The 25,530-nt window shown below is 67.6% G+C and carries 22 protein-coding genes and 1 pseudogene; 10 read left to right on the top strand and 13 right to left on the bottom strand.

The window, feature by feature from the left end; genetic code table 11:
* Positions 1-3: 3 nt before the first annotated feature.
* The 3 genes from AC1DS6_RS12640 to fahA all read left to right on the top strand — a co-directional run bounded on the left by AC1DS6_RS12640 (position 4) and on the right by fahA (position 3,001).
* A complete protein-coding gene (locus tag AC1DS6_RS12640) occupies positions 4-243 on the top strand; it encodes a DUF2783 domain-containing protein (RefSeq protein ID WP_441630605.1) in 240 nt (79 codons plus the stop codon).
* 72 nt (positions 244-315) lie between these two features.
* Positions 316-1,656 (top strand): homogentisate 1,2-dioxygenase, encoded by a 1,341-nt coding sequence (hmgA, locus tag AC1DS6_RS12635; protein ID WP_035862755.1) that lies wholly within the window; start codon positions 316-318, stop codon positions 1,654-1,656.
* An 82-nt stretch (positions 1,657-1,738) separates the two neighbouring features.
* Positions 1,739-3,001, top strand: coding sequence for a fumarylacetoacetase (fahA, locus tag AC1DS6_RS12630; RefSeq protein ID WP_441630603.1), 1,263 nt, complete (start codon positions 1,739-1,741; stop codon positions 2,999-3,001).
* Here the strand turns inward: fahA and AC1DS6_RS12625 are convergent.
* The 9 genes and pseudogenes from AC1DS6_RS12625 to AC1DS6_RS12585 form a co-directional block, all read right to left on the bottom strand.
* The gene (locus tag AC1DS6_RS12625) at positions 2,998-3,459 is read right to left on the bottom strand and encodes an ApeP family dehydratase (RefSeq protein WP_477102559.1); all 462 of its coding nucleotides are present in this window, start codon (positions 3,457-3,459) and stop codon (positions 2,998-3,000) included. The two genes, fahA and AC1DS6_RS12625, sit on opposite strands and share 4 nt — an antisense overlap.
* Before the next feature lie 4 nt (positions 3,460-3,463).
* Positions 3,464-4,267: a beta-ketoacyl synthase chain length factor gene (locus AC1DS6_RS12620; RefSeq protein WP_477102558.1), complete on the bottom strand. Its 804-nt coding sequence runs from the start codon at positions 4,265-4,267 to the stop codon at positions 3,464-3,466.
* A gap of 8 nt (positions 4,268-4,275) precedes the next feature.
* Entirely contained in the window at positions 4,276-5,484 is a 1,209-nt protein-coding gene (locus AC1DS6_RS12615; RefSeq protein ID WP_441630598.1) for a beta-ketoacyl-[acyl-carrier-protein] synthase family protein, read from the bottom strand.
* Between the two features lie 76 nt (positions 5,485-5,560).
* A complete protein-coding gene (locus AC1DS6_RS12610) occupies positions 5,561-6,391 on the bottom strand; it encodes a polysaccharide deacetylase family protein (protein WP_441630596.1) in 831 nt (276 codons plus the stop codon).
* On the bottom strand, positions 6,388-8,859 hold the full coding sequence (locus AC1DS6_RS12605) for an MMPL family transporter (protein WP_477102557.1): 2,472 nt from the start codon (positions 8,857-8,859) through the stop codon (positions 6,388-6,390). The genes AC1DS6_RS12610 and AC1DS6_RS12605 overlap by 4 nt, the downstream gene beginning before the upstream one ends.
* Positions 8,856-9,509, bottom strand: coding sequence for a LolA-related protein (locus tag AC1DS6_RS12600; RefSeq protein WP_441630592.1), 654 nt, complete (start codon positions 9,507-9,509; stop codon positions 8,856-8,858). The genes AC1DS6_RS12605 and AC1DS6_RS12600 overlap by 4 nt, the downstream gene beginning before the upstream one ends.
* Positions 9,510-9,512: 3 nt before the next feature.
* The gene (locus tag AC1DS6_RS12595) at positions 9,513-10,478 is read right to left on the bottom strand and encodes an LpxL/LpxP family acyltransferase (RefSeq protein WP_441630590.1); all 966 of its coding nucleotides are present in this window, start codon (positions 10,476-10,478) and stop codon (positions 9,513-9,515) included.
* Positions 10,475-12,288 (bottom strand): annotated as a pseudogene (locus AC1DS6_RS12590) (ApeI family dehydratase). Before AC1DS6_RS12590 ends, AC1DS6_RS12595 begins: the two are co-directional and overlap by 4 nt.
* Positions 12,288-12,968, bottom strand: a complete 681-nt coding sequence (locus tag AC1DS6_RS12585; RefSeq protein WP_441630588.1) for a COG4648 family protein — start codon at positions 12,966-12,968, stop codon at positions 12,288-12,290. Before AC1DS6_RS12585 ends, AC1DS6_RS12590 begins: the two are co-directional and overlap by 1 nt.
* Positions 12,969-13,411: 443 nt before the next feature.
* Here AC1DS6_RS12585 and AC1DS6_RS12580 point away from each other — a divergent pair, with 443 nt between their 5' ends.
* From AC1DS6_RS12580 to AC1DS6_RS12550, 7 genes are all read left to right on the top strand, one after another.
* Entirely contained in the window at positions 13,412-13,672 is a 261-nt protein-coding gene (locus AC1DS6_RS12580; protein WP_441630586.1) for a phosphopantetheine-binding protein, read from the top strand.
* A 158-nt stretch (positions 13,673-13,830) separates the two neighbouring features.
* Positions 13,831-14,568, top strand: a complete 738-nt coding sequence (gene fabG / locus AC1DS6_RS12575) for a 3-oxoacyl-ACP reductase FabG (RefSeq protein WP_477102556.1) — start codon at positions 13,831-13,833, stop codon at positions 14,566-14,568.
* Between the two features lie 24 nt (positions 14,569-14,592).
* Complete coding sequence (locus tag AC1DS6_RS12570) at positions 14,593-15,969, top strand: NAD(P)/FAD-dependent oxidoreductase (RefSeq protein ID WP_441630582.1); 1,377 nt, start codon at positions 14,593-14,595, stop codon at positions 15,967-15,969.
* Positions 15,966-17,081: a chorismate transformation FkbO/Hyg5 family protein gene (locus AC1DS6_RS12565; RefSeq protein WP_441630580.1), complete on the top strand. Its 1,116-nt coding sequence runs from the start codon at positions 15,966-15,968 to the stop codon at positions 17,079-17,081. The genes AC1DS6_RS12570 and AC1DS6_RS12565 overlap by 4 nt, the downstream gene beginning before the upstream one ends.
* A 114-nt stretch (positions 17,082-17,195) precedes the next feature.
* Positions 17,196-17,999: a lysophospholipid acyltransferase family protein gene (locus AC1DS6_RS12560; RefSeq protein ID WP_441630578.1), complete on the top strand. Its 804-nt coding sequence runs from the start codon at positions 17,196-17,198 to the stop codon at positions 17,997-17,999.
* A 105-nt stretch (positions 18,000-18,104) separates the two neighbouring features.
* A complete protein-coding gene (locus AC1DS6_RS12555) occupies positions 18,105-18,896 on the top strand; it encodes a glycosyltransferase family 2 protein (protein ID WP_441630576.1) in 792 nt (263 codons plus the stop codon).
* A gap of 181 nt (positions 18,897-19,077) precedes the next feature.
* Positions 19,078-20,166, top strand: a complete 1,089-nt coding sequence (locus AC1DS6_RS12550) for a Rieske 2Fe-2S domain-containing protein (protein ID WP_477102555.1) — start codon at positions 19,078-19,080, stop codon at positions 20,164-20,166.
* Between the two features lie 66 nt (positions 20,167-20,232).
* On the opposite strand, the gene AC1DS6_RS12545 is transcribed toward AC1DS6_RS12550, so the two are convergent.
* From AC1DS6_RS12545 to AC1DS6_RS12530, 4 genes are all read right to left on the bottom strand, one after another.
* Complete coding sequence (locus tag AC1DS6_RS12545; protein WP_035862925.1) at positions 20,233-20,988, bottom strand: IclR family transcriptional regulator; 756 nt, start codon at positions 20,986-20,988, stop codon at positions 20,233-20,235.
* Positions 20,989-21,129: 141 nt separating this feature from the next.
* The gene (locus AC1DS6_RS12540; protein WP_477102554.1) at positions 21,130-23,658 is read right to left on the bottom strand and encodes a TonB-dependent siderophore receptor; all 2,529 of its coding nucleotides are present in this window, start codon (positions 23,656-23,658) and stop codon (positions 21,130-21,132) included.
* Between the two features lie 196 nt (positions 23,659-23,854).
* Positions 23,855-24,919, bottom strand: coding sequence for a FecR domain-containing protein (locus tag AC1DS6_RS12535; RefSeq protein WP_477102553.1), 1,065 nt, complete (start codon positions 24,917-24,919; stop codon positions 23,855-23,857).
* 43 nt (positions 24,920-24,962) lie between these two features.
* Positions 24,963-25,472, bottom strand: a complete 510-nt coding sequence (locus AC1DS6_RS12530) for a sigma-70 family RNA polymerase sigma factor (protein WP_441628557.1) — start codon at positions 25,470-25,472, stop codon at positions 24,963-24,965.
* Positions 25,473-25,530: the final 58 nt, after the last annotated feature.

The following is a 25,530-nucleotide window of genomic DNA, read 5'->3' as shown; positions in this document are numbered from 1 at the left end:
CTGATGCCGTTGAACACTGAACCCAACCTGGCCCGCCCGGACGACTTCTACGAGGCGCTGATCGAGATGCATCGCGACCTGTCCGACGCCCAGAGCCAGTCCGCCAACGCGCAGCTCATCCTGCTGCTGGCCAACCACATCGGCGACCTTGCCATCCTGCAGGAAGCCATGGAGCTCGCCCGTGCGGGCGTGCTCGCACGGGCTGTCGTCCAGCCCGCCACCGACCCGGCGGCCGCAGCCTGACGCCGCGCCCAGCCGCATTTCAAGAAACCGAGAGTCATCGTAAATCGTAAGCGCAAGAGGAAGACACAAGACATGACGCAGACGCAACTGAACGTTCCGGGCAAAGCGCCGGACCACGGTACGCCCGGCTACCAGTCGGGTTTTGCCAACGAGTTTGCCACCGAGGCTCTGCCCGGCGCATTGCCGGTGGCGCAGAACTCACCCCAGCGCGCGCCCTATGGCCTCTATGCCGAACAGATCTCCGGCACCGCCTTTACGGCGCCGCGCGCGCACAACCGGCGCAGCTGGTGCTATCGCATCCGCCCGGCGGCCATGCACGAGCCGTTCACGCTGGTCGAGCAGTCGCGCATCGTCAGCCGCTTCGATGCCGTGCAGCCTTCTCCCAACCAGATGCGCTGGAGCCCGCCGGCCATGCCCACCGAGCCGACCGACTTTGTCGACGGCATCGTCACCATGGCCGGCAACGGCAGCCCGGAGGCCATGTCGGGTTGCGGCATCCACCTGTACCTGGCCAACCGGTCGATGACGGATCGCTTCTTCTATAACGCCGATGGCGAAATGCTGATCGTGCCGCAGCAGGGCAGGCTGCGCGTGGCCACCGAGATGGGCGTGCTGGACGTGGAGCCGCAGGAGATCGTGGTGGTGCCGCGCGGCGTGCGTTTCCGCGTGGAGTTGCCGGACGGCGAAGCGCGCGGCTATATCTGCGAGAACTACGGTGCCTTGTTCCGCCTGCCGGACCTGGGCGTGATCGGCTCCAACGGCCTGGCCAATCCGCGCGACTTCCTGACGCCGCACGCCTGGTATGAGGATCGCGAAGGCGATTTCGAACTGGTGGCGAAATTCCAGGGCAACCTGTGGCGCGCATCGATCGGGCACTCGCCGCTGGACGTGGTGGCCTGGCACGGCAACTACGCGCCGTACAAGTACGACCTGCGCCACTTCAACACGATCGGCTCGATCAGCTTCGACCACCCGGATCCGTCGATCTTCCTGGTGCTGCAAAGCCCCTCCGACACGCCGGGCGTGGATACCATCGATTTCGTCATCTTCGGCCCGCGCTGGCTGGCGGCGCAGAACACCTTCCGCCCGCCCTGGTTCCACCGCAATATCGCCAGCGAATTCATGGGCCTGGTCGAGGGCGTCTACGACGCCAAGGCCGATGGCTTCGCGCCCGGCGGCGCCAGCCTGCACAACTGCATGACCGGTCACGGCCCGGATGCCGAGACCTTCGCCAAGGCCACCACCGGGGATACTTCGCAGCCGCACCACATCAGCGATACCATGGCCTTCATGTTCGAGACGCCGGCCGTGATCCGGCCGACGCCGTATGCGGCGAAGTCGGCCCAGTTGCAGGCCGACTACTACACGTGCTGGCAAGGATTGAAGAAGCATTTCAACCCCGGCCAGCGCTGATTCCGACCAACGATTTCGTCTTGCGGGTGCGCGCGCGGCCGAAGCTGCCGGCACCTTTTGTCATTCCCTTCCGGAGCCCCCGATGACTACCGTCCAGCAGAGTTGGATCGATTCCGCCAACGATGGCATTACGCATTTCCCGCTGCAGAACCTTCCCTACGGCATCTTTTCCCCGAACGGGCAGGGCCCGCGCGTGGGTGTCGCCATCGGCGACCTGATTCTCGACCTGTCCGTGCTGGATGCGGAAGGCCTGTTGCCAGCCGCGGTGAAGGGCGTGTTCGGCGGCGCCACGCTTAACGCCTTCATCGCGCTCGGCAAGCCGGCCTGGACCGAAACCCGACAGCGCCTGACGGCTTTGCTGTCGGCGGACGACACCATCCTGCGTCCAAAATCCGCCTTGCACGAGCAAGCCCTGGTGCCGATGGCCTGGGCCACCTTGCACTTGCCCGTGGACATCCCCGGCTATACGGATTTCTACTCCTCGCGCGAGCACGCCACCAATGTTGGCCGCATGTTCCGCGATCCGGACAATGCGCTTCTGCCCAACTGGCTGGAGATTCCCATCGGCTACAACGGCCGCGCCAGTTCGGTGGTGGTGAGCGGCACGGCGCTGCACCGTCCCAAGGGGCAGATCAAGCCGCCCAACGCGCCGCGCCCGATCTTCACGGCCTGCCAGAAGCTCGATTACGAACTGGAAATGGCTTTTATCGTCGGCAAGCCGTCGACGCTTGGCGAGCCGGTCACCACCGCCGCTGCGGCCGGGCATATCTTCGGCATGGTGATCCTCAACGACTGGAGCGCGCGCGATATCCAGCAGTGGGAATATGTGCCGCTGGGCCCGTTCAACAGTAAAGGCTTCGGCACCTCGATCTCGCCGTGGGTGGTGACGATGGACGCGCTCGAGCCGTTCCGCCGCGACAATCCGGTGCAGTCGCCCGAGCCGCTGGAATACCTGCAGCAGCCGGAGCGCAATGCCTACGACATCGCGCTGGAAGTCTCCCTGCGCCCGGAAGGCGCCGAGCATGCCACCACCGTCTGCCGCACCAACTTCAAGGCCATGTACTGGACCATGGTGCAGCAACTGGCCCACCACACGGTGTCGGGCTGCAATGTCCGCGTGGGGGACCTGATGGGCTCCGGCACCATCAGCGGCACCACGCCGGATTCCTATGGCAGCCTGCTGGAGCTGACCCGCAACGGTGCCGAGCCGGTAGCGCTGGCCGACGGCGGCAAGCGTGGCTTCCTGGAAGACGGCGACGAAGTGGTCATGGCCGGCTGGTGCCAGGGCGACGGTTATCGGGTCGGGTTTGGCGAAGTGGCCGGCAAGATCCTGCCGGCGCGCTAAGCGGCCGGGCTCAGCGGGACATCCAGGATGACCGCGGCGCGGCCGGCCAGCAGCAACTGGCTGGCCGCGCTGACTTCAAAGGCATAGAGGATGTTGTTCTCGCTGCCGCTGATGCGGTGGGCCTCCACCAGCAGCGGCGCGGCGATATCGTCAAGGCGCGCCACGCGCAGGTCCAGCTTGCGCACGCTGGCGAGGTAGCCCACGCGCGGGCGCTGCGCCGGCTGTTGCAAGGCGGCGCCGTGCGCGGCCATGGCCTGCGCGGCGTATTCGATGCCGCAAACGGCCGCCAGGCGTCCGTGGGCGCGCAGCGGATTGTCCGGGTGGGTATGGCTGCTGGCTTCGCAGCGGATGAACTCCGGGCTCCAGTCGAGCACGGTGTCCAGCAGGCACATGGTGCCCTGATGCGGTATATGCGCCGCGATCCACGCGCGCCCCAGCGGTGCCGCGTCGGGATGCATGGCGTTATGCCGCCGCCGCCGGGGTAACGGCCACCCGCAGGCGCAGATCATCCAGATAGTCGATCACCACCTCGCGCGGGCCGCCCTGCGCCAGCGCCTGCAGCAGGGGCAGGGCCCGCGCCGCGGGCACGCCCTGGCGCAACCGTTCCAGCGCGGGGTCCGCCATCCGGCTGGCCGGGGCTTCGGCCAGCGTGATGTCGAGGCGCGCGAGTGAACGCGGGGTCGGCTCGGGCAGCAGCACCAGCGCCAGGCCGAACGCGTCCGGGATCGGCCGATGGCTGCGCAGCGGCTCCGGGTAGTCCGTGTCGTAGGCGATCAGCATGCACGCTTCGCGGTCCACCGCCACCTGGCACAGGGCGTCCAGCAGACCGGCGCCGAAACTGCCGTCGCGGGCGCACAGCACATTGGACGCTGCCATGGCACCGGAGGCGATGCCCCAGTAGCCCGCCGCCGCGTTATGCACTGAGTTGTGGAAGCGCGTCGGCGAGATCAGCGGATCGTCGCTAGCCAGTGCTTCGCAGATCATGTGATAGTTGTGGCCGTCGCCGCTGGATGCGGTGAATATGGTTGGCAGGGCCGCCGCATCCATGCCGCTCGCCGCTGCGGCTTGCTGGCCAAGCCCCAGCGCCAGCTTGACGCTGGGGCCGGTGCGGCGCCGTTCGGCCGGTGGCAGGCCGGCCGGTGGTGGCAGCCCGGTCGGTTCGCCGACATAGGGCAGCGTGCCGGCAAGTACGGCGGCACCTTGCGGCCAGTCCTTGAAACCGGGTCCGAGCAGGCCGATGCCTTCGATGAATGCGCTCACTTGCATGGATAGGTTCAACCTGGCGAATCGGCGCGCCCGAACAACAGGCTGCAGTTGGAGCCGCCAAAGCCAAAGGCGTTGCTCAGTACGCGGTGCACGGGCTGCTCGCGGTTTTCCAGCAGGTAGTCGAGCGGCAACTCGGGATCCGGCTCGGTGGTGTTGATGCCCGCCGGCAGCAGGCCGTGACGCAGCGCCAGCGCGCAGATCACCGCCTCGATGGCGCCGGCCGCGCCCAGCGTGTGGCCGGTTGCGCCCTTGGTCGAACTGCACGGCGCGGCGGGCAGCAGGTCCAGCATGGCCTTGCCTTCGGCCGCGTCATTGCTGCGCGTGGCGGTGCCGTGCAGGTTGACGTAGTCGATCTGCGCCGGCGTCAGGCCGGCGCTGGACAGCGCCTGCGCCATCGCCATGCGGGCGCCCAGGCCCTGCGGGTGCGGCGCTGACATATGGTGGGCATCGCTGGATTCGCCGATGCCCAGCAGCAGGATGTCTTCGCTCGCGCGCGCGGCGCTTGCCGCGGGAAGGCGCTCCAGCAGGCCGAATGCGGCGCCTTCGCCGATCGAGATGCCATTGCGGTGCGCGTCGTAGGGGCGGCATGGCTGGCTGGATACCAGTTCCAGCGAATTGAAACCGTACAGCGTGGTGTGGCACAGCGAATCGACGCCACCCACCACGGCAGCATCGATCAGTCCCGCCTCGATCATGCGGCGTGCCGAGGCGAACACCTTGGCACCGGACGAGCAGGCCGAGGAGATGGATGCCGCGGGCCCACGCAGGCCGAAGTAGCACCGCACGAATTCCGCCAGCGAGTAGGGGCTGTGGCTGCCGCGGTAATGAAAATCCGCGGGCAGCGCACCGGTGTCGGGGTCGCGTCGGCGGTACGCAAGTTCGGTCTGCAGGATGCCGGCAGTGCTGGTGCCAAGGAACACACCGATCCGGTGCGCGCCGTAGCGGGCCACGCTTGCGCGAACCTGCTCCGCAAAGCCGTCCTGTTCCAGCCCCAGTTGCGCCAGCCGGTTGTTGCGGCAGTCGAACTCAGCCAGCACTGCGGGTAGCGACGTCTCGTCCACCTGCGCGACTTCACCAATATACGTATCCAGCCTGATATCGCTGAACTCGCAGGGAATCAGCCCGCCGCGTTGTGCGCGCAAGGCCGCCAGTGTGGCGTCGAGGCCATGGCCTAGGCAACTGGTGGCTGTGTAGTGCGAGAAAAGAAGGGGGGACACTGCTTTGTGGATCCGTTTGCGCGGTGCGCCGATTGTATCAAATGGCCTGTGTCGGCAAGCCGCACGGTGCACGGCGTCACGTAGCATCACGCAGCGTTATGCAGCGCAGCCCGGCGCTGTCGATGGCCCGCAGCACACGCGGCAGCACCGCCAGCACCAGCGGCCGGCCGGCGCGATCATGGCCTGGGTTGCCGTCGTGCAGCAGCAGGATGTCGCGCTCGGCCAGGCCGGTCAGCAAGCGGCGCGCGACATGATCGGCATCGCCGGCGGCGGCGGTGTCGAAGCCCCGCCGCGTCCAGCTGGCCAGGTGCAGGCCCAGCCGGCACAGCACGGGTTCGAGGAAGGGGTTGCGCAGCCCGGCGGGCGCCCGGAAGAAGCGCGGCGCGGTGCCGGTCAGTTCCGACAGTACCTGCTGCGCCGCGGCGATATCGCGCATCTGCCGGGCCGGGCCGAACAGGGAGAAGTGATGGCGATGGTCCAGGCTGTGGTTCTCCACCGCGTGTCCGCGCTGCACGATCTCGCGGACTAGCGCGGGGTGCTGCGCCGCGCGTGCGCCGATGCAGAAGAAAGTGGCCTGCACGCGGTGCTGATCCAGCAGGTCCAGCACGCGTGGCGTCACCTCGGGATTGGGACCGTCGTCGAAGCTCAGGGCCACGCAACCCTGTGCCGATGGCGGGAGGCGCCGCAGGTTGGGTCCCAGCCAGGTACTGCGCGGCCACAGCCCGGCCGCCGTCAGCAGCAGATGCGAGGCAATCACACCGCCGGCAGCCCACGGCAGGGACGCGGGCTGTGCCACGATGGCTGCGGCGGCGCCGGCATGCACTGCCAGCGTACCGCTGACCAGGGCGCCAGGACGCCACCGGCGGGCGTCCGCTTGCAGGCGAGGGGTCGGTGTCATGCGGCTCATGGTTGGCTCCTGGCCGGCGCTGACAGCAGCGCCGGCGGCGCCAGGATAGCGGAGAACAATAGCGCGAGCACCGCGCCGGGGCCCACTGTCATGCCGAAGGCTTGCAGCAACGGCAGGCTCGAGAAGGCGAGCAGTCCGAAAGCCGCCACGGTGGTCATGTTGGCCAGCATCAGGGATACCAGCGTATGTGGCGAAATAGCGGAAGCCTGCCGGCCGCTGCCGTTGAAGAACAGCGCGTAGTTCGATCCCACCGCGATCAGCAGCAGCATGCCGACCAGGTGCAGGATGGTGAGTTGCCGCCCGCTGGCGGCGAGCCCCGCAACTACCACTAGCGTGGCGGCGGCCAGCGGCAGCAAGGTGCTCAGCACGCGGCGCGGCGAGCGCAGCGCGATCGTCAGCAGCACGGCGATGGCGGCGAGCCCGCCGAGCGACAGGCGCAGCGCTTCGTGCATATAGCTGGCATACAGGTGGTCGGATTCGTTCTTCAGGTCGACAAAGAGCGTGTCGTCCAGGGCCGCGCGCGCAATGGCGGCGCGGATCGGAGCGGCGTCGAGGCTCGGCCCCGCTGACGGTCCCGTTTTGCCCTGTGGCGTCGCCGTGGGCGCGCGCAGCGGCAACGTGGCGCTCCAGCGCTCGCCGTGGCGGGTCAGCAGCCCGTCGACCGCGAGGGCCATCGAGGTGCCGCGCAGGTCTTCCCGGCGCAGCGGCGCCGCGCCGCGCGCTTGCTCGGCTTCGTCCAGGAACGGCGTAAACAGGCCGGGCTTCACCGGTTGATCCGCTACCGCGGCCTGCAGCCGTTGCGCCAGTTCCGGCCGCGGCGGCAGGCTGGCCTGCCGGGCGCGCTGGGTGGCCAGGCTGGGCAGGTAGCGCGCCGGGCTCTCATAGCCCGCGATGACGCCTTGCGCCACCAGGGGATCCAGCTCTCGCGCCACCCGCTCGGCACCCTGCAGCACGCTCTCCTGGTCGGGGCCGGACAAGACCACCAGGTAGCGCACGTCCGGCGCGCCAAGGTCGGCGCGCAACGCGGCGTCGAGTGCCTGTTCCCGCTCGGGCACAGGACTTAGCGAGGAAATTTCCTGGCTCCACAGCGGGGCGCGCTGCATCAGCAGCACCGCGCCGGCTGCCAGCAGCAAGGCTGCCATCGGCCAGCGCAGCCGGTGGGCATGGGCGGCGGCGCGGGCCAGGCGCGTGCCCAGCGGCGTGACATCGCGCATGCGCAGGTTGGCCGGCGCCAGCCGCGGCAGCACGAAGCGCGTGACCAGCGCTGCCGTAGTCAGCCCGGCGATGGAATACAGCCCCAGCTGGGCGAGCCCGGGAAAGCCCGAAAGCAGCAGCGAAGCAAAACCGCAGACCGACGTCAGAACGCCCAGACGCACCGTGGGCCAGAACGCGCCGACCCAGGCCCGTTCGTCGCGCCGGCCGGCATGTGTGTACTGGGCGGATTGCACGAACAGGTAGATGGAGTAGTCGACCGCCTCGCCGATCAGCGTGGTGCCGAAGCCAAGCGTCAGCCCATGCACCGTGCCGCCAAAGCCGAGGCTGACCGCGGCCACGCCGGCCAGTGCGCCAGATACGACCGGCACCAGCCCGAGCAGCAGCGTGGGCACCGAGCGGTACACCACCAGCAGCAGCGTGACGATAAGGCAGATGCCCAGCGTGGACAGGCGCTCCACTTCCCGCTTGATGGTGTCGCGAGTGCTGACGGAGAACACGCCCGGGCCGGTCATCACAAGGCGGTAAGGTGCGGCGCCGGCCTGCGCAGGCTGTGCCTGCCGGGCTTGCCCGAAGGCCCGGCGGATGGCGGCGATGGCATCTGCCTGCCCGTCGGTGTCGGAGCCGGCGCTGGCGGTCTGCGCCAGCAGCACGGCGCGCTGGCCGTCGCGCGAGATCCATGCGCCGTCGCGCAGCGGCACGCGCTGGCTGCTATCGAGCTGGCCCAGCACGGAGGTGATTTCGCCGGTGGGATCGCGCGGCAAGAGCGTTTTGGTGAAGAGTCCCGCCGGAGAGGCGAGCAGGTCGAAGCTTTCGCCCACCGCCGCCTTGAGCCCGTCTGGCGAAAAGCGCTCGGGCGTGACCGTGGGGCTGAGCAGGTAGCGGTGCGCATAGAGGAAACGCTGGTCGCTGGCCTGGTTGACCGGCTCGCCATTGTTGGCCGAGGAAAAGCGCGGGTCGGCCCGCAACTTCGCCGCCACGGCCCTGGAGAGAGCGGCCCGCCCGGCGGCGTCGCCGCCTTCGATGCCAAGCAGGATCAGCCTGGACACCAGCCCCTCGCGCAACTGGTCCACCAGCAACTGCTGCTCCGCGCTCGGGCTGCGCGGCAGGAAAGCAGACAAGTCCGCCGTGAAGCTGGTGCGCGCAACCACCGCGGCGCAGGCCAGCAGGAACACCATCCACAGGCCGACGGCCATGCGCGCCGGCCGTTCGGCCAGGCGCTGGCGCCAGCTGTCGCGGCGAGCGTGTCCGGTCATGGGGCGCCGGCCGTCTTGATCTTCATCACCGAGCGGTCACCGTCTGCCTGCACGATTTCCACGCTCTCGAGCGCGTCCCGTGCGCCGTCGATGCGGATCTGCCTGACGATGCCCGCCATGCGCGAATCGGCCGGCGTCAGGGTCAGCGTCCAGCGGGTAGCGCGGCCCTCGATGCCGAGGCGATAGTAACGCTCCAGCGCATTGCGGTTGCCCGCCAGGGTGCCGCGGATGCTCTCGATAAAGGCCGCGATTTCCGGGTAGTTTTGCAGCGGCATCACGAACCGCTTGCCGCCGCGCTCCACCGTCATCATGTCGCCGTCGAGCACGAGGTTCTCCGGCTTGGGCGCAACGGTCCGCTTTTCCAGGTGATCCGGCGCCACGAATACCAGCTCCCCCGATGACTCCACCGGACGTTCGAGCATGGCGAGATATTTCGTCTCGGTGAAGCGCACGCGCCCGGATTTGCGCTGCGCCAGCGCGGACATCAACTGGTCCACGCCCCAGGCCGCGGAAGCGGTGGCGGGCGGTTCGGCGGCCTGCGCGGCAGGCGGGGCCGCCAGGATAAGCGCGCTGCCCAGGCAGGCAAGCATGGACAGGCGCGCAAGACCACGCAGGTGGCAAGGCGCGAGGGCGGCGGGGGATCGAGGCATGCGTCAGGGCTCGTTGCCGGGAGGCGGCTGGCTGGAAAGCGGCGGGCCGGACTGCCAGAAGTCGTAGAAGTTGAACCAGTTGTATGGCGCGTCGTGGCAGTGGCGTTCCAGCATGCCGACATAGCGTGTCAGTGCAGCCTGGACTTCCTGCTCACGCTGGCCGCGTGCCACTTGGGAGAAATCCGCCAGCGCCTCGAAGTGAATGTCGTAGCGGTTGCCGCCGCGATATAGCCCGGTCATGAAGATCACAGGACGGCGCAGCATGGCCGCCATGCGCAGCGGGCCAGTGGGAAAGCCCGCCGGCGCGCCCAGGAAATCGCACTGCTGCACGGGATCGGTGGCGCGTTGCGAGAGCGTGCGATCGGCCAGCATGCCGATCATGAAGCCGCGCTCCAGGTATTCGCGTGCCTTCAGCATGGCATCGATGCGGCCGAGCGAGATCACATCCTGGCGCATGGCCGGGTTGATGGCTTCAAGCACGCTGTTCAGTTTGCGCGCGTTCTCCTCGTACATGGTGATCGCGACCCGCAGGCCGGGCCGCTGGCGGCCCACGGCGCGGATCACTTCGAAACTGCCCAGGTGGGCACCCAGCAGGAAGGCGCCGCCGCCTCGCGCCATCGCCTCGTCCACCAGCTCGCCGCCATGCACGCGGATATCGAACAGGTCGAAGCGTTCGTTGAGCAGGTAGATGCGGTCGTGGATGGTCGAGGCGAAGGTGAAGACGTGTCTGAAACCGTCGCTCCAGCCCGCGTCGCGTCCCAGCACGCGGTCCAGGTAGGCGCGCGAGGCATAGCGTGCGGTCGGGGAAAACAGCACGAAGTAAGCGGTGACCAGGCGCAGCACGGCGCGGCCGAACCGGCGCCCGAGGCGCAAGGAGAGCCAGCTCATGACGCGCAGCAGCGTGGTGTTGCTGCGTTCCTGACGGCTGGCCCAGTCGGCGCTGGCGGCTCGCTTGGCAGGCCACGTCATGCGCGGATTTCCCCTGACGACGGCGCCGCCGGGGTCAGCGTGCCGCTTGCCACGTCCCGGCCGCTGGCGCTGAGCGTGAAGCGGATCGTGCCGCGTGCATCAGCTTCGTGCGTGACCGTCACCGGTTCGCCGGGCAACACCGGGCTCAGGAACTTGACGGAGCCGAGCTGGAAGATCTCCAGCGGTTGCGCCAGCGCCGCGCCGATCAGCGCGATCGCGTGATCCAGCAGCACCACCCCCGGCACCACCGGATGGCCGGGGAAGTGGCCGGCCAGCGCGGGATGATCGGGCGCAATGACGAAGCCAGCGGTGGCGCGCGCTTCGCCTTGTTCGAGGTGGGCCTTGCGCATCATGCGCCCTCTCCGGGCGGTTGGGACTGCCGGGCCGCCTGCAGCCTTGCCACCAGTGGCGCCAGGATCTCGTGCGGAAGCTTGCCCGTGGCGTTGCGCGGCAGCGTGTCGACGAATAGCAGCGGGCGTGGCAGGAAGGCCGGATCGATGCGCTCGCGCAGCGCGTGCAGTATCTGCGCGGCCTGCAGGCGCGGCGCCACCACTAGCGCAAGCAGGCGCCGCACATGGCCTTCGGCCTGCTCGCCCGGCGGCGCATCCGGCATGAAGAAGACACCGTCCTCCACGCCCTCGATGGCGTTGAGCTGGTGGTTGAGGTAAGCCAGGGAGGTGCGCTTGCCGGCGATATTGATCAGGTCCGCCTTGCGGCCGTGCAACAGGAAGCGGGTTTCGTCCAGCAGTTCCAGCGCGTCGCCCATGGCGACGGGTTGTTCCACATGGCCGCCCGCTGCCCAGACCTGGTCCTCTGCGCCGCTTCCGTCGCTTCCGCCGCCGGCTTGCCGCCGCGCTTCCAGCCTCACCCCAGGGAACAGTTCCCAGGCGCTGGTCTGCGCGGTGCGGCGCGTAGCCAGTTGGCCCGTTTCGGTGCTGCCGTAGATTTCCATCAGCGGCGCCGCCAGGCGTGCCTCCGCCTCGCATGCCAGCTTCTCCGACAGGGGCGCGGTGGCAGACAGGATGAGGTCTGCCGGGGGCAGCCTGGCGGGAGAGAGCAGCAGCGCGCGCAGGTGCACCGGCGAGGTCACCAGCACGCGCGGCCGCGGCACGGCTTCGAGCGCATCGCAGATGTCCGCGGGGTAGAAGGTATGCGCTGCGCTCAGGGCGATACCGCCTTGCAAGGCCAGCAGTACCGTCGACTCGAAACCATACATGTGCTGGGGCGGCACGGTGCCCACCAGCGTATAGGCGCGGCCGTCCTGCAAGCCCAGCCGTGCCGCCGCGGCGCGTACGTTGCTGACCAGGAAGCCCCAGGTCTTGCGGTGCGGCAGCGGTTGCCCCGTCGAACCGGAGGTGAACACATAGGCCATGACGCGCTCGCCGGGGATGGACGGTATGCTCGGCTCAGGCAGGGGGGCCGCGGCGGCTTGCCCGACGAATCCGGGGACGCGGAAGCGCGGCAGCGCGATATCGCAATCCGGCGTGTCGTGCAGGCAGAAGGCGTCGGGCGCGAACGATGCGAGCTGGCGCACCATTTCCGGCGTATGGGTGGACGGCAGCAGGCTGATCTTGCCGGCCACCAGCGCGGCGCACAGGCCTACGGTGAAGCGATAGCGGTCGGCGCAGACATTGAAGATATGGCCGCCCGGCGGCAACCCGGCGGCCAGCCGCATGACGTCGGCCAGGAAGCGGCGCACCGTCACTGGCTGGCCGAGATGCCAGGCAATGATGCTATCCGGCGAGGTATGTGAAACCAGCGGATAGGTGCGTCCGTTGCCGGGCTGCCGATGGGTGGGGGCGGCCGGCATCAACGCGACAACCCCGCGCGCGCGGCCATGGCCGCGCGGTATCCCTGGATCGCTTCGCGAACGCCGGCATGGGCCACTCCCGGCAGCGCAAAACGGCGGCAACCCGCTTCCACCACGAACATCAGTGCCACCAGTACCGGGCTGCACAGGTTGGCGAAGGTGGACCAGGTGGCGATGGGCGCGAGCGCGAACAGGACTGTGGATACCGTCGCCATGATGGCGAAGAACAGCGTCCACGCCAGCGTGACGGCGCGTGTGTAGCGTTGCAGCGCGGGGGAAAGCACTCCCCGCACGATGGCGGCGAACTGGGTGCACAGCGGCGTTTGCCCGCGCCGCAAGCTGCGGCCGAACATCAATCCGAGCGCGGTGTTCGCACCCATGTGCTGCATGTAGTAGGTCCACCCGAAATGCTGCGAGAGCGGTACGCGCATCAGCCACAGGCCGGCGCAGGCCAGCGCCAGCAGCACAAGCAAGGGGAACCGCCAGCGGGAGCGCCAGCTGACGCCCAGCCCCAGCAGGATAAAAGGCGCTGCACCCAGCAGCAGGCCGGCTTCCTGAGCGCCAGGCTGCTGGGCCACATGGTGCAAGGCGTACTCATACAACGCAAAAAATGCAGCAACGATCACCCAGCCGTGACGGCGCAGCGGGTGCTGGCCAGCGGCATGTGCCGTGGCCGGCATTTGCTTGGGCGAGGCGGTGGCGCTGCTGGTGTGACAGTCGTCCGCAGGCCTGGCGGGCAGGCAATCGGGGCGGCAGGTCGTGGATGGATCACAAGATGACATTTGGTGCTATAGGGGGACGGCTGTGGCGCTTGGCTTGTCTTGCCGGATGCGTCCGGCAGGACGGCCCGGTACCGACCCAGGCGCCGGGAAGCAAGACGAGAGCATATAGCGTGAAGACTGCCGAAGTGGAGCGATGTTTCAGGAAGCGGCGAACAATGTTGTTACTAAACTTCTCATTTCTAGTGGGATTTACCCCAGCTTGGTAGCATCTGCCCCAAAGACGATGCCGGAGTATACGATAGCCGTCTGAATTCACGCATGCCCCGGGCTGCCCATCATGTGCAGGAGACGACTACCGTAGCGTGCATGCGGAACCCTTCGATATTTGCAACGTTGCGACGATGACCGAACTGGAACATGAACTCGCCGAGTTGATCATCGGCGAACTCGATATCTCCGACATCAAGCCGGAAGATGTCTCTGCCGAAACGCCTCTGTATGGCGAGGGCTTTGGCCTGGATTCCATCGACATCCTGGAGATTGCCCTGCTGATCTCTAAGAAGTACGGGTTCGAGTTGCGCTCCGACAATCCCGACAACCACGAGATTTTCGCCTCGCTCGGCAGTCTCGCCGCCTATGCGGCAGCGAACCGGACGCGTTGATGCCTCCGGCTGGCCGCCCGGGCTTGTCCGGATGTCAGAAGCCGTAGGACAGGCAAGGGATACCGAAGAGGGGCATCAATGGCAGGCATCGGGAAGGTGACTGTGATGCGCTGCGGGGCCCTGTCAACGTAACGAAGCAGCCGCTTGTGGGAGCGTGAATGGAGCAGCAAGAGAAGCGCAAGCTGGCGCTTGTCACCGGCGGCAGCGGCGCGCTTGGACAGGCTATCTGCCTGGCGATGGCGCAGGCGGGCCATGAGGTGTGGGTCCATGCCAACCGCCACCTTGCCCAGGCCGAGGCGGTAGCCGCGACGATTCGCGCGGCCGGCGGCCACGCGCATGCCATCGCCTTCGATGTCACCGATGCCGATGCCACCGACGCTGCGTTGCAGCGCATCCTGGCGCACGGGCCGGTGCAGATACTCGTCAACAATGCCGGCATCCATGACGACGCACCGATGGTCGGCATGACGCGCCAGCAGTGGCGCAGTGTCATCGACGTCTCGCTGAACGGATTCTTCAATGTCACCCAGCCCCTGCTGATGCCGATGATGCGCACCCGCTGGGGCCGCATCGTCAGCATGACTTCGGTGGCGGCGCTGGTGGGCAATCGTGGCCAGGCCAACTACGCTGCCGCCAAGGCCGGGATTATCGCCGCCACGCGGTCCCTGGCCATCGAGATGGCCTCGCGCGGTGTCACCGTCAATGCCGTGGCGCCCGGCGTCATCGAGTCGCCCATGACCGGCGAGGCGTTTCCGGTTGAGCGCATCCGGCAACTGGTGCCGGCACAGCGCGCCGGCAGCCCGCAGGAGGTCGCCGGCATGATCGCGTACCTCGTGTCGGACGCGGCGGCCTACGTCACTGGCCAGACGCTCTCCATCAATGGCGGCATGGCCTAGTGCGGCCGCGGGATTCCAGGAAACATGATGGATAACAATGCTCCTTGCAGCACCGCCGGCGCAACGCCGGCCGCGTTGCCGGCGTCCGGCCTGCGCCAATGCGATGTGCTGGTGATCGGCGGGGGCCCTGCCGGGTCCACCGCCGCAGCCTTGCTGGCCGAGCGCGGATTCCAGGTCACTCTGCTGGAAAAGGAGCGCCATCCGCGTTTCCATATCGGCGAATCCTTGCTGCCCGCCAACCTGCCGCTGTTCGAGCGCCTGGGCGTGGCCGATGAAGTGCGGGCCATTTCCATCGAGAAGTGGGCTGCCGAGTTTGTCTCCCCGTGGCACGAAGGCGGCCAGGCATTCGATTTCGCCGATGCCTGGGACAAGTCGATGCCATACGCCTACCACGTGCGCCGCTCTGCCTTTGACGAACTGCTGTTCCGCAATGCGGCGCGCAAGGGCGCGCGGGTGATCGAACAATGCCGGGTGCGGGAAGTGGAGTTCCTTGCGCAGGAATCGGGCGCCGTGGTGCACGCGGTACGGGACGACGGCAGCCGGGAGGACTGGCAGGCACGCTTCGTAGTCGACGCGTCCGGCCGCGATACGTTTCTTGCCAACCGCTTCAAGACCAAGCTGCGCAATCCCAAGCACAACAGCTCCGCGCTGTACGGGCACTTTCGCGGCGCGCGGCGCCATCCTGGCAAGAACGAGGGCAACATCACCATTTTCTGGTTCGAACACGGCTGGTTCTGGTTCATCCCGCTTTCAGACGGGACCACCAGCGTGGGCGCCGTGACTTGGCCTTATTACCTGAAACGCCGCGACAAGCCGCTCAGGGATTTCTTCGCCGACACCATCGCGCTGTGCCCGGCCCTGGCGGAGCGGCTGGCGGGGGCGGAACTGGTGGCGGACGTGGAGGCCACCGGCAATTATTCCTATGTGACCGAGCAGACCTTTGGCCCGAACTACGTGCTGCTTGGCGACGCCTATGCCTTTATCGACCCGGTGTTCTCGTCGGGCGTGATGCTGGCCATGACCAGCGCCTTTGCCGCCGCCGATGCCATCGAAACCTGCCTGCGCGAGCCGGCCAGGGCGCAGGTTGCGCTGCAACGCTTCGACAAGGTAGTGCGCCACGGCCCCAGGCAGTTCTCCTGGTTCATCTACCGCATTACCACGCCGACCATGCGCGACCTGTTCATGGGGCCGCGCAATGTGTTGCGCATGAAGGAGGCACTGCTCTCCGTGCTGGCCGGCGACATCTACGGCAAGACGCCGATCTGGCGCTCGCTGCTGGCCTTCAAGGTGCTCTACTACGGCGTGGCGCTGTTCAACCTGCGGCGCTCATTGGGCGCATGGCGTCAACGCCGCCGCAATATCCGCCCGCTCGACGACGCCGGCACGGTGACCAGCCGATGAAGCGCGACACCATGAACGCGACACCGCTGCGGCTGGCGCAGTACACGGCCCGCGGACTGGCGGCGGTACGGCCGGGCTGGCTGGATGGCGCGCTGGGGGCCGTGTGGTATGGCGGCGGTACGCCGCCGGCGATGCTTGCCGGGACGGACTTGCCGCTGGCGCGCGTGGCCACGCCGCCACTGGGCGAGGACCCCGTCGTATGCGAGGTCTGGCACGGCAGCAATGCTGCCTGGGACACCATTGGCGAGCCTGCCACCGGCCGGCACGGCGTGGTGGATTTCCGCACGGATGCCGCGCTGGGCCTGATCTTCGGCAGCGTCACGCTGCGCGAGGCGGATTTTGCCAACGCGCAGGGAAGCATGCTGCAGTCGGCGACAGAGCGCGCCTATCGCGACATCTTCGGCTTGCTGGATGCGAAGGGCTATCCCTATCTCGTGCGGGTGTGGAATTACGTGGCCGACATCAATGCGGAGGAGTCTGGCATGGAGCGGTATCGCCAGTTCAATATCGGGCGGCAGGCTGCCTTCACGGCGTGCCGCCGGGAAATCGTGGGCAATGTGCCGGCGGCCTGCGCGCTTGGCGCGGTGGGCCAGCCCGTGGCGCAGCGCACGCTCTCGATCGGCTTCCTGGCCAGCCCGCGCGCGCCGGTTGCGGTGGAGAATCCGCGCCAGGTCAGCGCCTATCACTATCCTGCTCAATACGGCCCGCGCAGCCCTACCTTTGCACGCGCTGGCGTGTGGCGGGCCGGGGCGCACGACGAATGCGCCGCCCCCGTGCTGTTCGTGTCCGGCACCGCCAGCATTGTCGGGCATCGCACGGTGCATGCCGGCGATGTGGCCGCGCAGACGCGCGAGAGCATCGCCAATATTGCCGCCGTCCTGGAGCAGGCCGCGCGCGATGGACATGCGGGGATCGGTCTGCCGCAGCTCGCCTACCGGGTTTACGTGCGCCATCCGCAGGAACGCGGCACCCTCGCCAGCGTGCGCGCGGCACTGGAGGGCGCGGTCGGGCACGGCGTGGCGGCCGCCTATGTGCAGGCCGACATCTGCCGCGGCGATCTCCTGGTGGAAATCGAGGCATCGGCCGGCCATGGGCTGGAAGTGCTGGCGTGAGCGCGACATGACACTGCATCCCGCAGGCCGCCGGGGCGGCCTCGATCCCGATATTCGCGGAATCCGCCATCCGCGCGGAAAGCGGGGAATGCGCGCGTCCGTGGAGGTGGCCTGATGCGGCGTCAACTACGCGAAACCTTGCCTGGCCTGGCTGCGGTGGCAGCTGAATATGCCGTGTTCTATGCAGGCCTGCTGTTGCTGGCGCTGGTGTCCCTGCTGTGGGCACCCTTCGCCGCGGCCTGCTACTGGCTGCTGCCGGCCGGGCTGGGGCGGCGCTTCGGCCGTTTCGTGATCATGTGCATATTCCGCTTCTATCTGTGGGCCCTGGAGGGCATGGGCGCCTGCCGCTTCGACCTGCGCGAACTGGATAGCCTGCGTGGCGGGCCGCCCCTCGTGCTGGCGGCGAATCATCCTGGCTTGCTGGATGCCTTGCTGGTGTTGTCGCGGCTGCCCGGGGCGGCCTGCATCATGAAAGCCGATGTGGTGGACAATCCCTTCCTCGGTGCCGCTGCCAGGCTGGCGCGCTATATCCGTAACGACACGCTGGCCGGCATGATCCGATGTGCCGTGCAGGAGCTGCGGCGTGGCGGCCAGGTGCTGGTATTCCCTGAAGGCACGCGCACCACCCGCCGTCCGGTCAATGCCTTCAAGGGCGGCGTCGGGCTGATTGCCAAGCGTGCGGACGTGCCGGTGCAGACGCTGTTTATCGAGACCGATTCGCCGTTCCTCGGGAAGGGCTGGCCGATTTTTCGCAAGCCCGATATGCCGGTCTGCTATCGCGTCCGGCTGGGCCGGCGCTTCGACGCGCCCGAGAGCGAGCGCGCTTTCATGGCCGAGCTGGCGCAATACTATGCGGCGGAACTGTCGCGCCCGGAAAGAGAGCCGCTTCGTCCGGGCGCCGCGGTGCACAACGTTTAGGCGGCCAGGTTTGTGCGGCCGGGCTAGCCGGCGGGTTGCCGGCATGCCTCCTGCCTCCTGTTCTTGCCGTTTTTGTTTTTTCACTGTTTCCAGATCCACCTTCGCATGATCAAGCCTTCCAACACCCATCTCGTCCTGATTCCCAGCTACAACCCTGGGGCCAAGGTTCGCGACACGGTGCGCGAGGCGCGGCGCCATTGGTCGCCGGTGTGGGTGGTGGTGGATGGCAGCACCGACGGCAGCACGCAATGGCTGCAGCAAGAGGCGGCAGCCGACCCGGGCTTGCGGGTGCTCGTGCTGCCCCGCAACCAGGGCAAGGGGGCTGCGGTGCTGCAGGGGCTGGAGCAGGCCGCGGCGCAAGGGTTCACCCACGTGCTGACCATGGATTCCGACGGCCAGCACCCGGCCGGCCTGATCGCCCCCTTCATGGCGGCATCGCAACGCGATCCGGGCGTCATGGTGCTCGGCCGCCCGGTCTTCGATGCCAGCGCGCCGAAGGCCCGGGTCTACGGGCGGCGTATCTCCAACGCCTGGGCCAACCTGGAAACGCTCTGGGCCGGCATCGGCGATTCGCTCTACGGCTTTCGCGTCTACCCGATCGCGCCGCTGCGTGCTGTCATGCGCAAGCAGCGCTGGATGCGGCGTTTCGATTTCGATCCCGAGGCGGTGGTGCGCATGTGCTGGCATGGCGTGCGGCCGCTGAACGTGGACGCGCCGGTGCGCTATTTCAGCGCCGAGGAAGGCGGCGTCTCGCACTTCAACTACGTGCGCGACAACCTCTTGCTGAGCGGAATGCATGCGCGCCTGCTCGCCGGCTTCCTGCTTCGCCTGCCGCTGCTGGCCTGCCGCCGCCTGTGCGCCCGGGACGGTGCGGCGTCCCGCATCACCGCGCCCTGACGGCGCCTCCTTCAAGCATGGCGTTTCTGTCGAACGCTGCCCATCCGGCGGCGTTCGCTTGCCGTCGGCTGTGTCCGGCCGCACATGCTTCGGCTTGCCTTCAGGTAGACTGATCTCTGAATGAGTTCCAGCCCATGCAGTCGGCCAATCGAGATTCCAGTCTTGCAAGGAGAAGTCCCCCATGCATGCAGTCCCGTTGCTAGATGGCAGTGCCAACGGTAGTCCCGCCGAAGTACCGATCCGCGACCTGCGTCGCGTCACCATTCATCCCGACTATTGGTATCCGCTAGCCTGGTCGCGCGAAGTCAAGCGTGGCAAGGCGCATGGCGTGCGCTTCGCGGGCGAGCCGATCGTGCTGGTGCGCACGGAATCCGGCGCGGTGTTCGCGCTGGAGGATCGCTGCGCGCACCGGCAGGTGCCGCTGCATGCGGGCGTGGTCGATGGGGAATCGATTCGCTGCTGCTATCACGGCTGGACCTACGACTGCACGGGCCGCTGCATCGATGTCCCTTACCTGGGCCGCGAGCGGCTGCCCAACGGGGTGCGCTCCTATCCTTGCCGCGAGGTGGAGGGCCTGATCTTTGTCTTCCCGGGCAGTGCTGTGCTCGCCGACGAAACGCCGCTGCCCGACCTTGGCTCGGTGGCCAACAAGGCGTACAAGACGCGCCGCTTCGGCCGCGAGGTCAAATGCCACTACTCGTTCATGCACGAGAACCTGATGGATATGAACCATCAGTTCCTGCACCGCCGGCAGATGGGCCAGATGCGCGCGCGCTCGCTCGGGCGCCGGCGGGGTGAGGGGTGGGTCGAGGTCGACTACACCTTCTCGCGGGAAGAGGGCAAGCAGCCGGTGGGCGAAGCCCTGGTGTTCGGCGGCGGCAAGAACGGCGGGCAGAGCGGCAAGGATGTGATGACGGTCCGTACTTGCTATCCCTACCAGACATTGCAGATCCGCACCTCGGAAGGGACGCTGGTGATGGATTTGTGGATCGTCTATGTGCCGCTCGACGCGGCGCAGCGCACCAACCGCACCTTCGGATTGCTGTCGATCAAGAAGCCCGGCATTCCCGGCGTGCTCAACCTGGCGTGGCCGCTGCTGGTGTGGTTCACCGAGCGGATCTTCAAGGAAGACCGCTGGATCGTGGAGGCGGAACAGGAAGCGCACGACAAGCAGGGCGCGGACTGGAACCACGAGGTGTTCCCGGTCATCAACGAGCTGCGCGACCTGCTGCGCGAGTGCGGCGAGCCGGAAGCGCCCGGCCTGGCCTGATAGCGGATTCCTGCCGGTCTATCGGTCTATCGGTCTATCGGCCTATCGGTCTATCGGGCTTTTCAGCTATTGGGCGAACCGGCTGCGCTCGTCGCGTTCCAGCGCCGAGCAGGCCGTCCTGAGCATGGCAGAGAAGCGCGTCAGCGCGGGTTCGATGCGATAGACCGGGCCCGCAATGGAAATCCCATAGCATTCGCCCGATAGCCGCACCGGCCAGGCCAGCGCGCCAACATCGGGCATCGACTCGCCCAGGTTGATAAAGCAGCCCAGCTCGGCGGACTTCTCCAATTCGGCTTCCAGCTGCGCCACGCCCGATATCGTGCGGGGCGTAAACCGCTCGAAGCTGAGTTGCGCCATCAGTGCGCGGCGCTCGTCCTCCGCCATGACGGACAGCAACGCCTTGCCGATGGAGTTCGCGTGGAGTTCGCGCCGCTCGCCCGCGGTGGCGATATAGCGGATCGCGTGCGGGGATTCGAGCACGTCGAGGTACACCACCCACCGGCCTTCATGCAGCTTGCCGATCACCACGGTTTCGCCGGTGGCGGCACGCAGCTCGTTCATGGTGCCGTGCACGCGGTCCAGTACCGGATCGTGGCGCGCGATCTGCTGCGCCATGGCGAGCAGCCGGCCGGTGGGGTAATAGCCCTGGCGGCGGCCGGTCTCGTAGAGATAGCCCAGCGAAGTCAGGGTGCGGATCAGCGCCAGGCAGCTTGAGGCCGGCACCGCCAGCAGGCGGGCCAGTTCCGATAGCGAGAGCGCGCGCCGCTCGCGGGCAAAGGTCTCGATGATCTCAAGCACGCGCAGCGCCGTCTTCACGTTCATGGGCGGCGCTTTGTTGTCGTTGGCGGTCATGTGTGGTCAGGCCGCGCGCCTGGGGGGAGGGCACGGGCCGGGTTGGCCGGAAGATAAGCGATCATCATAGTCTATCGGCAAGCGACTTTCTTCCTCCCGGCCCGGCGCGCATCAGTAGCTCACGTTCAGCCCCAGGCGGAAGCTGCGCGGCGTGCCGTAGAACGACGAACTGGTGCTGGTGTAGTAGCGCTTGTCGAGCAGGTTGTAGAGGTTGAACGTCGCGGAGACATTCCTGGTGATGGCATAACGTGCCATCAGGTCCACCACCGAGTAGCTCCCCTGCGTGAAGCGCACCCCGAGCGGCCCCTGGTTGTCGCTGTAGGTCTGGTTCTGCCAGCGCAAGCCGCCACCTACCGTCAGGCCGTTGCCAATGGCGGCAATGCGGTATGTGGTGAACAGCTTGAGGGTGTCCTGCGGGATATTGGTGTTGAGCGCCTTGCCGTCTTTGTCCGTGCTGAGGTTGCGTGCGAAGCTGGCGGTTGCCTGCCAGTCACGCGTCAGTTCGCCCGAGACTTCCAGCTCGTAGCCGCGGGTCTTGGCGCCGGATGCGCCGTAGTAGGCCTGCGAGCCGTCGGGCGCGAGGGCGCCGGGGATGGCCACCGCCAGGTTGTCCTGCTTGACCCAGTAGAGCGCGCCGCTGAGGTTCAGGCGGTTGTTGAAGAACGCGCCTTTGCCGCCGATTTCATAACCGTTGCCAACCAGGGGGTCGAGGAAGCTGCCGTTGACTGTCCGGTTGTTTTGCGGCTTGAAGATATTGGTGTAGCTGGCGTAGGCCGACCAGTGCTTGCTCAGGTCGTAGACCAGGCCGACGTATGGGGTGATCTTGCCGGTCTCCGAGCGGTTGTCCACCGACGTCGTACCGGAAGCGTAGTCGAGCGTGCTGTTGTCGTTGCGCCAGCTCGTGACGCGCGCACCGAGCAGCACGGACAAGCTGTCGGTCGGGCGCAAGCGGGCGGTGGCGTAGGCGCTGGTGATCTGCTCGGTGAACCTGGTGGTGCCGTTGGGCGGGGTCTCGGGGGCTGCGGGGGTGCGGCCGTCCCACGTGTAGATGTTGGCGATACTGCTGTCCCAGCCAGGGAAGCGCCAGAGCCCATACGTCTGTGTGTTGTAGGTGGTCCGTGCGAAGGTGGTGCCGAGCACAAGCTCATGCTCGCGGCCGAGCAGGCTGAACGGCCCCGTCGCGTAAAGATCGAAGCTGGTTTGCTCCGGTTTGGCGCCCCATCGTCCCGCCCATAGACCCAGGCCGGCACCGGTGCTCTGCACGGGATATCCGTTGGAGGCATAGCCCATCAATTCGTCGTAGGCGTAGGTGTCGTGGCTAAGCGTGCCCTTGACGCGCCAGCTATTGTCGAACTTGTGCTCCAGCGAGGCGAACACGGTCTGGTTGCGCCGGGCCGAATAGGCCCAGTCGGCGGCCGCCGACTTCGAGCGGGCCCATGCCGTGCGCGTGCCGTCCGCAAAGTACAGCGGCAGGCCGGAGCGCGCGTGGCCCGTCAGGTCGAAGCTCTGCCACGAGAACCCAACGGTGGCCAGCGTGGATGGGGTCAGGTCGGCCTCGACCACGCCGTAGAAGATTTCACGGCGCTCATGCAGGCGTTCGATGTTGCCGTTGTTTTCCTGGTACGCGGCGACCAGGCGGCCGCGTACGGTGCCGGCCTGGTTCAGCGGGGAGGACACATCCGCCCCAAAACGCCGATAGTCCCACGAGCCGCCCTCGACACTGACGGAGGCCTGGAAATCCCGCGCCGGGCGCTTGCGCACCAGGTTGATGGTGGCCGCCGGCGAGCCGATGCCGTTCATCAGCCCGGTGGCACCGCGTACCACTTCCACACGGTCGTAGATGGCCATGTCGTTAGTCTGGAACAGCGAGTTATAGCCGCTGTTCAGCTGCAGCACGCCGTCGAGCTGGTAGTTCTCCACCTGAAAGCCGCGCGAGTAGACCGAACTGGTGTCGGAGCCCAGGTTGCCGCTCTGGTTGAGGATCAGGCCGGGCGTCTGGGTGATCACGTCGGTGAGCTGCGTCAGGCCCTGGTCGTCCATCTGCTGGCGGGTTATGACACTGACCGATTGCGGTGTTTCACGCAGGGTGATGGCCAGCCGGGTGGCGGTGTTGCTCTCATCGCTGGTGTACAAGCCGGTGCCCTCCGTGACGCCGTCGCCCGGCCCGTTTGCCGTGACCTTCACCTCCGCCAGCATGGGGCCGCCGGCTTCGGCGCCCGCCGCGGACGGCGCGCTGCGCTTGCGCAGGCGATAGCCTCCGCTGGGCCCACTGACCGCTTCGAGCTGCTGGCCGGACAGCAGCGCGGCCAGCGCTTCGGTCACGGTATAGGTGCCGTGCAGGCCTTCGCTGTGCAGGCCTTTGGTGAGCTCCGGATCGATGGCGACCAGCACGCCCGCCTCGCGGCCAAAGCGGCCGAGCACCTGGTCCAGCGAGCCGGCGCCAATGTCGTACTGCTTGCCGCTGGCCGGTGCCGCCTGGGCGCGGGCGAGGGTCGGCGCCAGCGTGGCCACGCCCAATGTGGTGCCTAGCACAGCCGCGCGCAGCGCAAGCGCCAGCGGGGTGTGCCGATAGCGGCCGCGGGGCTGCGACAGTAGCGTGGTGCCTTGCGGGTTCGTGCAAGGGCTGGGGCGGTGCGCCATGATGCTGGTTCCTCTGGATTCTTGTGTGATGGAAGGGCGGTGGGCTGCATGGCTCTGCAGCGCCGCTAATTCACTTGATGCGCGAGAAGCGAAAAGCTGCCGCGCGCGGACGAAGATTTCCAGGGAGGAGGCGGGATACTTGCCGGCCGCTGCCGGATCAAGGCATGGGAGCGAAGCGCTGGAACGTGCCGTGGCCTTATTTCGGTGCCACCGAGACCCAGTAGCGCGTGAAGTAACGCACCCGCACAGGCAGCGTTTCTTCGAGGATGGCAAGCACCGCATCGGTATCGTCGAGCGGGAAGGCGCCAGACACGCGCAATGCGGCCAGCGACGGATCGCAACGCAGGGAGCCGGCGCGGTAGCGCGCCAGCTCCGCGATGAACCGGGCCAGCGGCATTTGTTCCGTCACCAGCATGCCGTCCAGCCAGGCGCCGGCCTGCGGGTGAACGGAGGCCGGCGTGTCGATGGCGGTGGCGGTGAAGACAGTCTCCTGTCCCGCATCGAGGCGAAGCGGCGCGCTTAGCTGGCGGGCCCGGATCCGCACCGCGCCTTCGAGCACGGAGACAGCGATCGGATCGCGCTTGTCGCCGCTGCCGTCCGGCGCCAGCACGCCATCGCGGACGATAAAGCGCGTCCCAATGGGTGTGATGCTGCCGTTGCGGGTCGCCACCGAGAACGGTCTTCCGGCCGGGTCATGGCCGGTGGTCACCTGGATCTCGCCTGCCAGGAAGACAAGTTCGCGCTGCATCGGCGTAAAGCGGACGTCGATGGCGCTGCCTGTGTTGAGCACGACGCGGGTGCCGTCGGCCAGTTCGATGGTGCGGCGCTCGCCGCTGCCGGTACGGTGGTCCGCCGTCCAGGTGTTCCAGTTGCGCCAGGACAGTTGCTCGCGCGCCAGGCAGACCCCGCCCGCCGCGACACCCAGGCCGGCAATCGACTTCAGCGCGGCGCGCCGCGAGGCCCGGCGGGCGGTGCCCGCGGTGCTGGCCGTGTGCAGGGCCTTGCGGGCGACGGCCGCCGGCATCTGGTCCAGGCCGGCGCGCAGATCCTGCCCGAGCAGGGCCATGCGCCGCCAGGCCAGTTCGTGCGCAGGATCGGCTTGCCGCCATTGCTCGCACGCGGCGTGGTCGGCAGCGGTGGCCGCGCCCGACTGCAGCCGCGACATCCAGTCCGCCGCCTGTGCGATGACGTGCGGTTCGATGCGTGCGCTTGCACGGGCATCGCTTGCCTGCGGCGCAAGCTGGGGTGTGAAGGGTTTCATGGTTGCCGCGAGGCCATGGGCAATCGGGGCGGGGATGCCGGCGTCATCCGTAGACCGCGGTGTAGCAATGCAGGAAGGCCTTGCTCATCCATTTCTGCACGACGTTGACGGTGACGTCGAGCCGCTGCGCGATCTCGCGGTAGGCCAGGCCATCCAGTTGCGACAGCAGGAAGGCTTCGCACACGCGTGGGGGGAGCTGGTCGAGTACCGTGCTCACGGCGGTCAGCGCCTCTACCACCAGCGCGCGGGTTTCGGGCGAAGGGGCGGTGGCTTCCGGCTGGAGGGCCAGCGCTTCGAGATAGGCGCGCTCAAGCGCGAGGCGGCGGAAATATTGCGCCGTCAGCCGGCTCGCCACAGTGGTCAGGTAGGCACGCGGCTCGCGCAGCGAGCTGGCGTCGCAGGCCACCAGCAGGCGGGTGAACGTATCCTGGGCCAGGTCGGCGGCGTTGTCCGCATTGCCCAGCTTGCGCCATAGCAGGTTGACCAGCCAGCTGTGGTGGTTGCGGTAGAGCGTGTGGAGTTCCGACTGGGGAAGCGTATCTGCCGTGGCCATGGCGCCTGGATAATGCGGGCGCCATGCGCCAAACGCTATTGAGAATGATTCGCATTGT

The organism is Cupriavidus sp. 05L310, from assembly GCF_056398185.1.
Note: the sequence above shows the minus strand (reverse complement) of the source record. Positions and strands in the feature narration are given on the sequence as shown.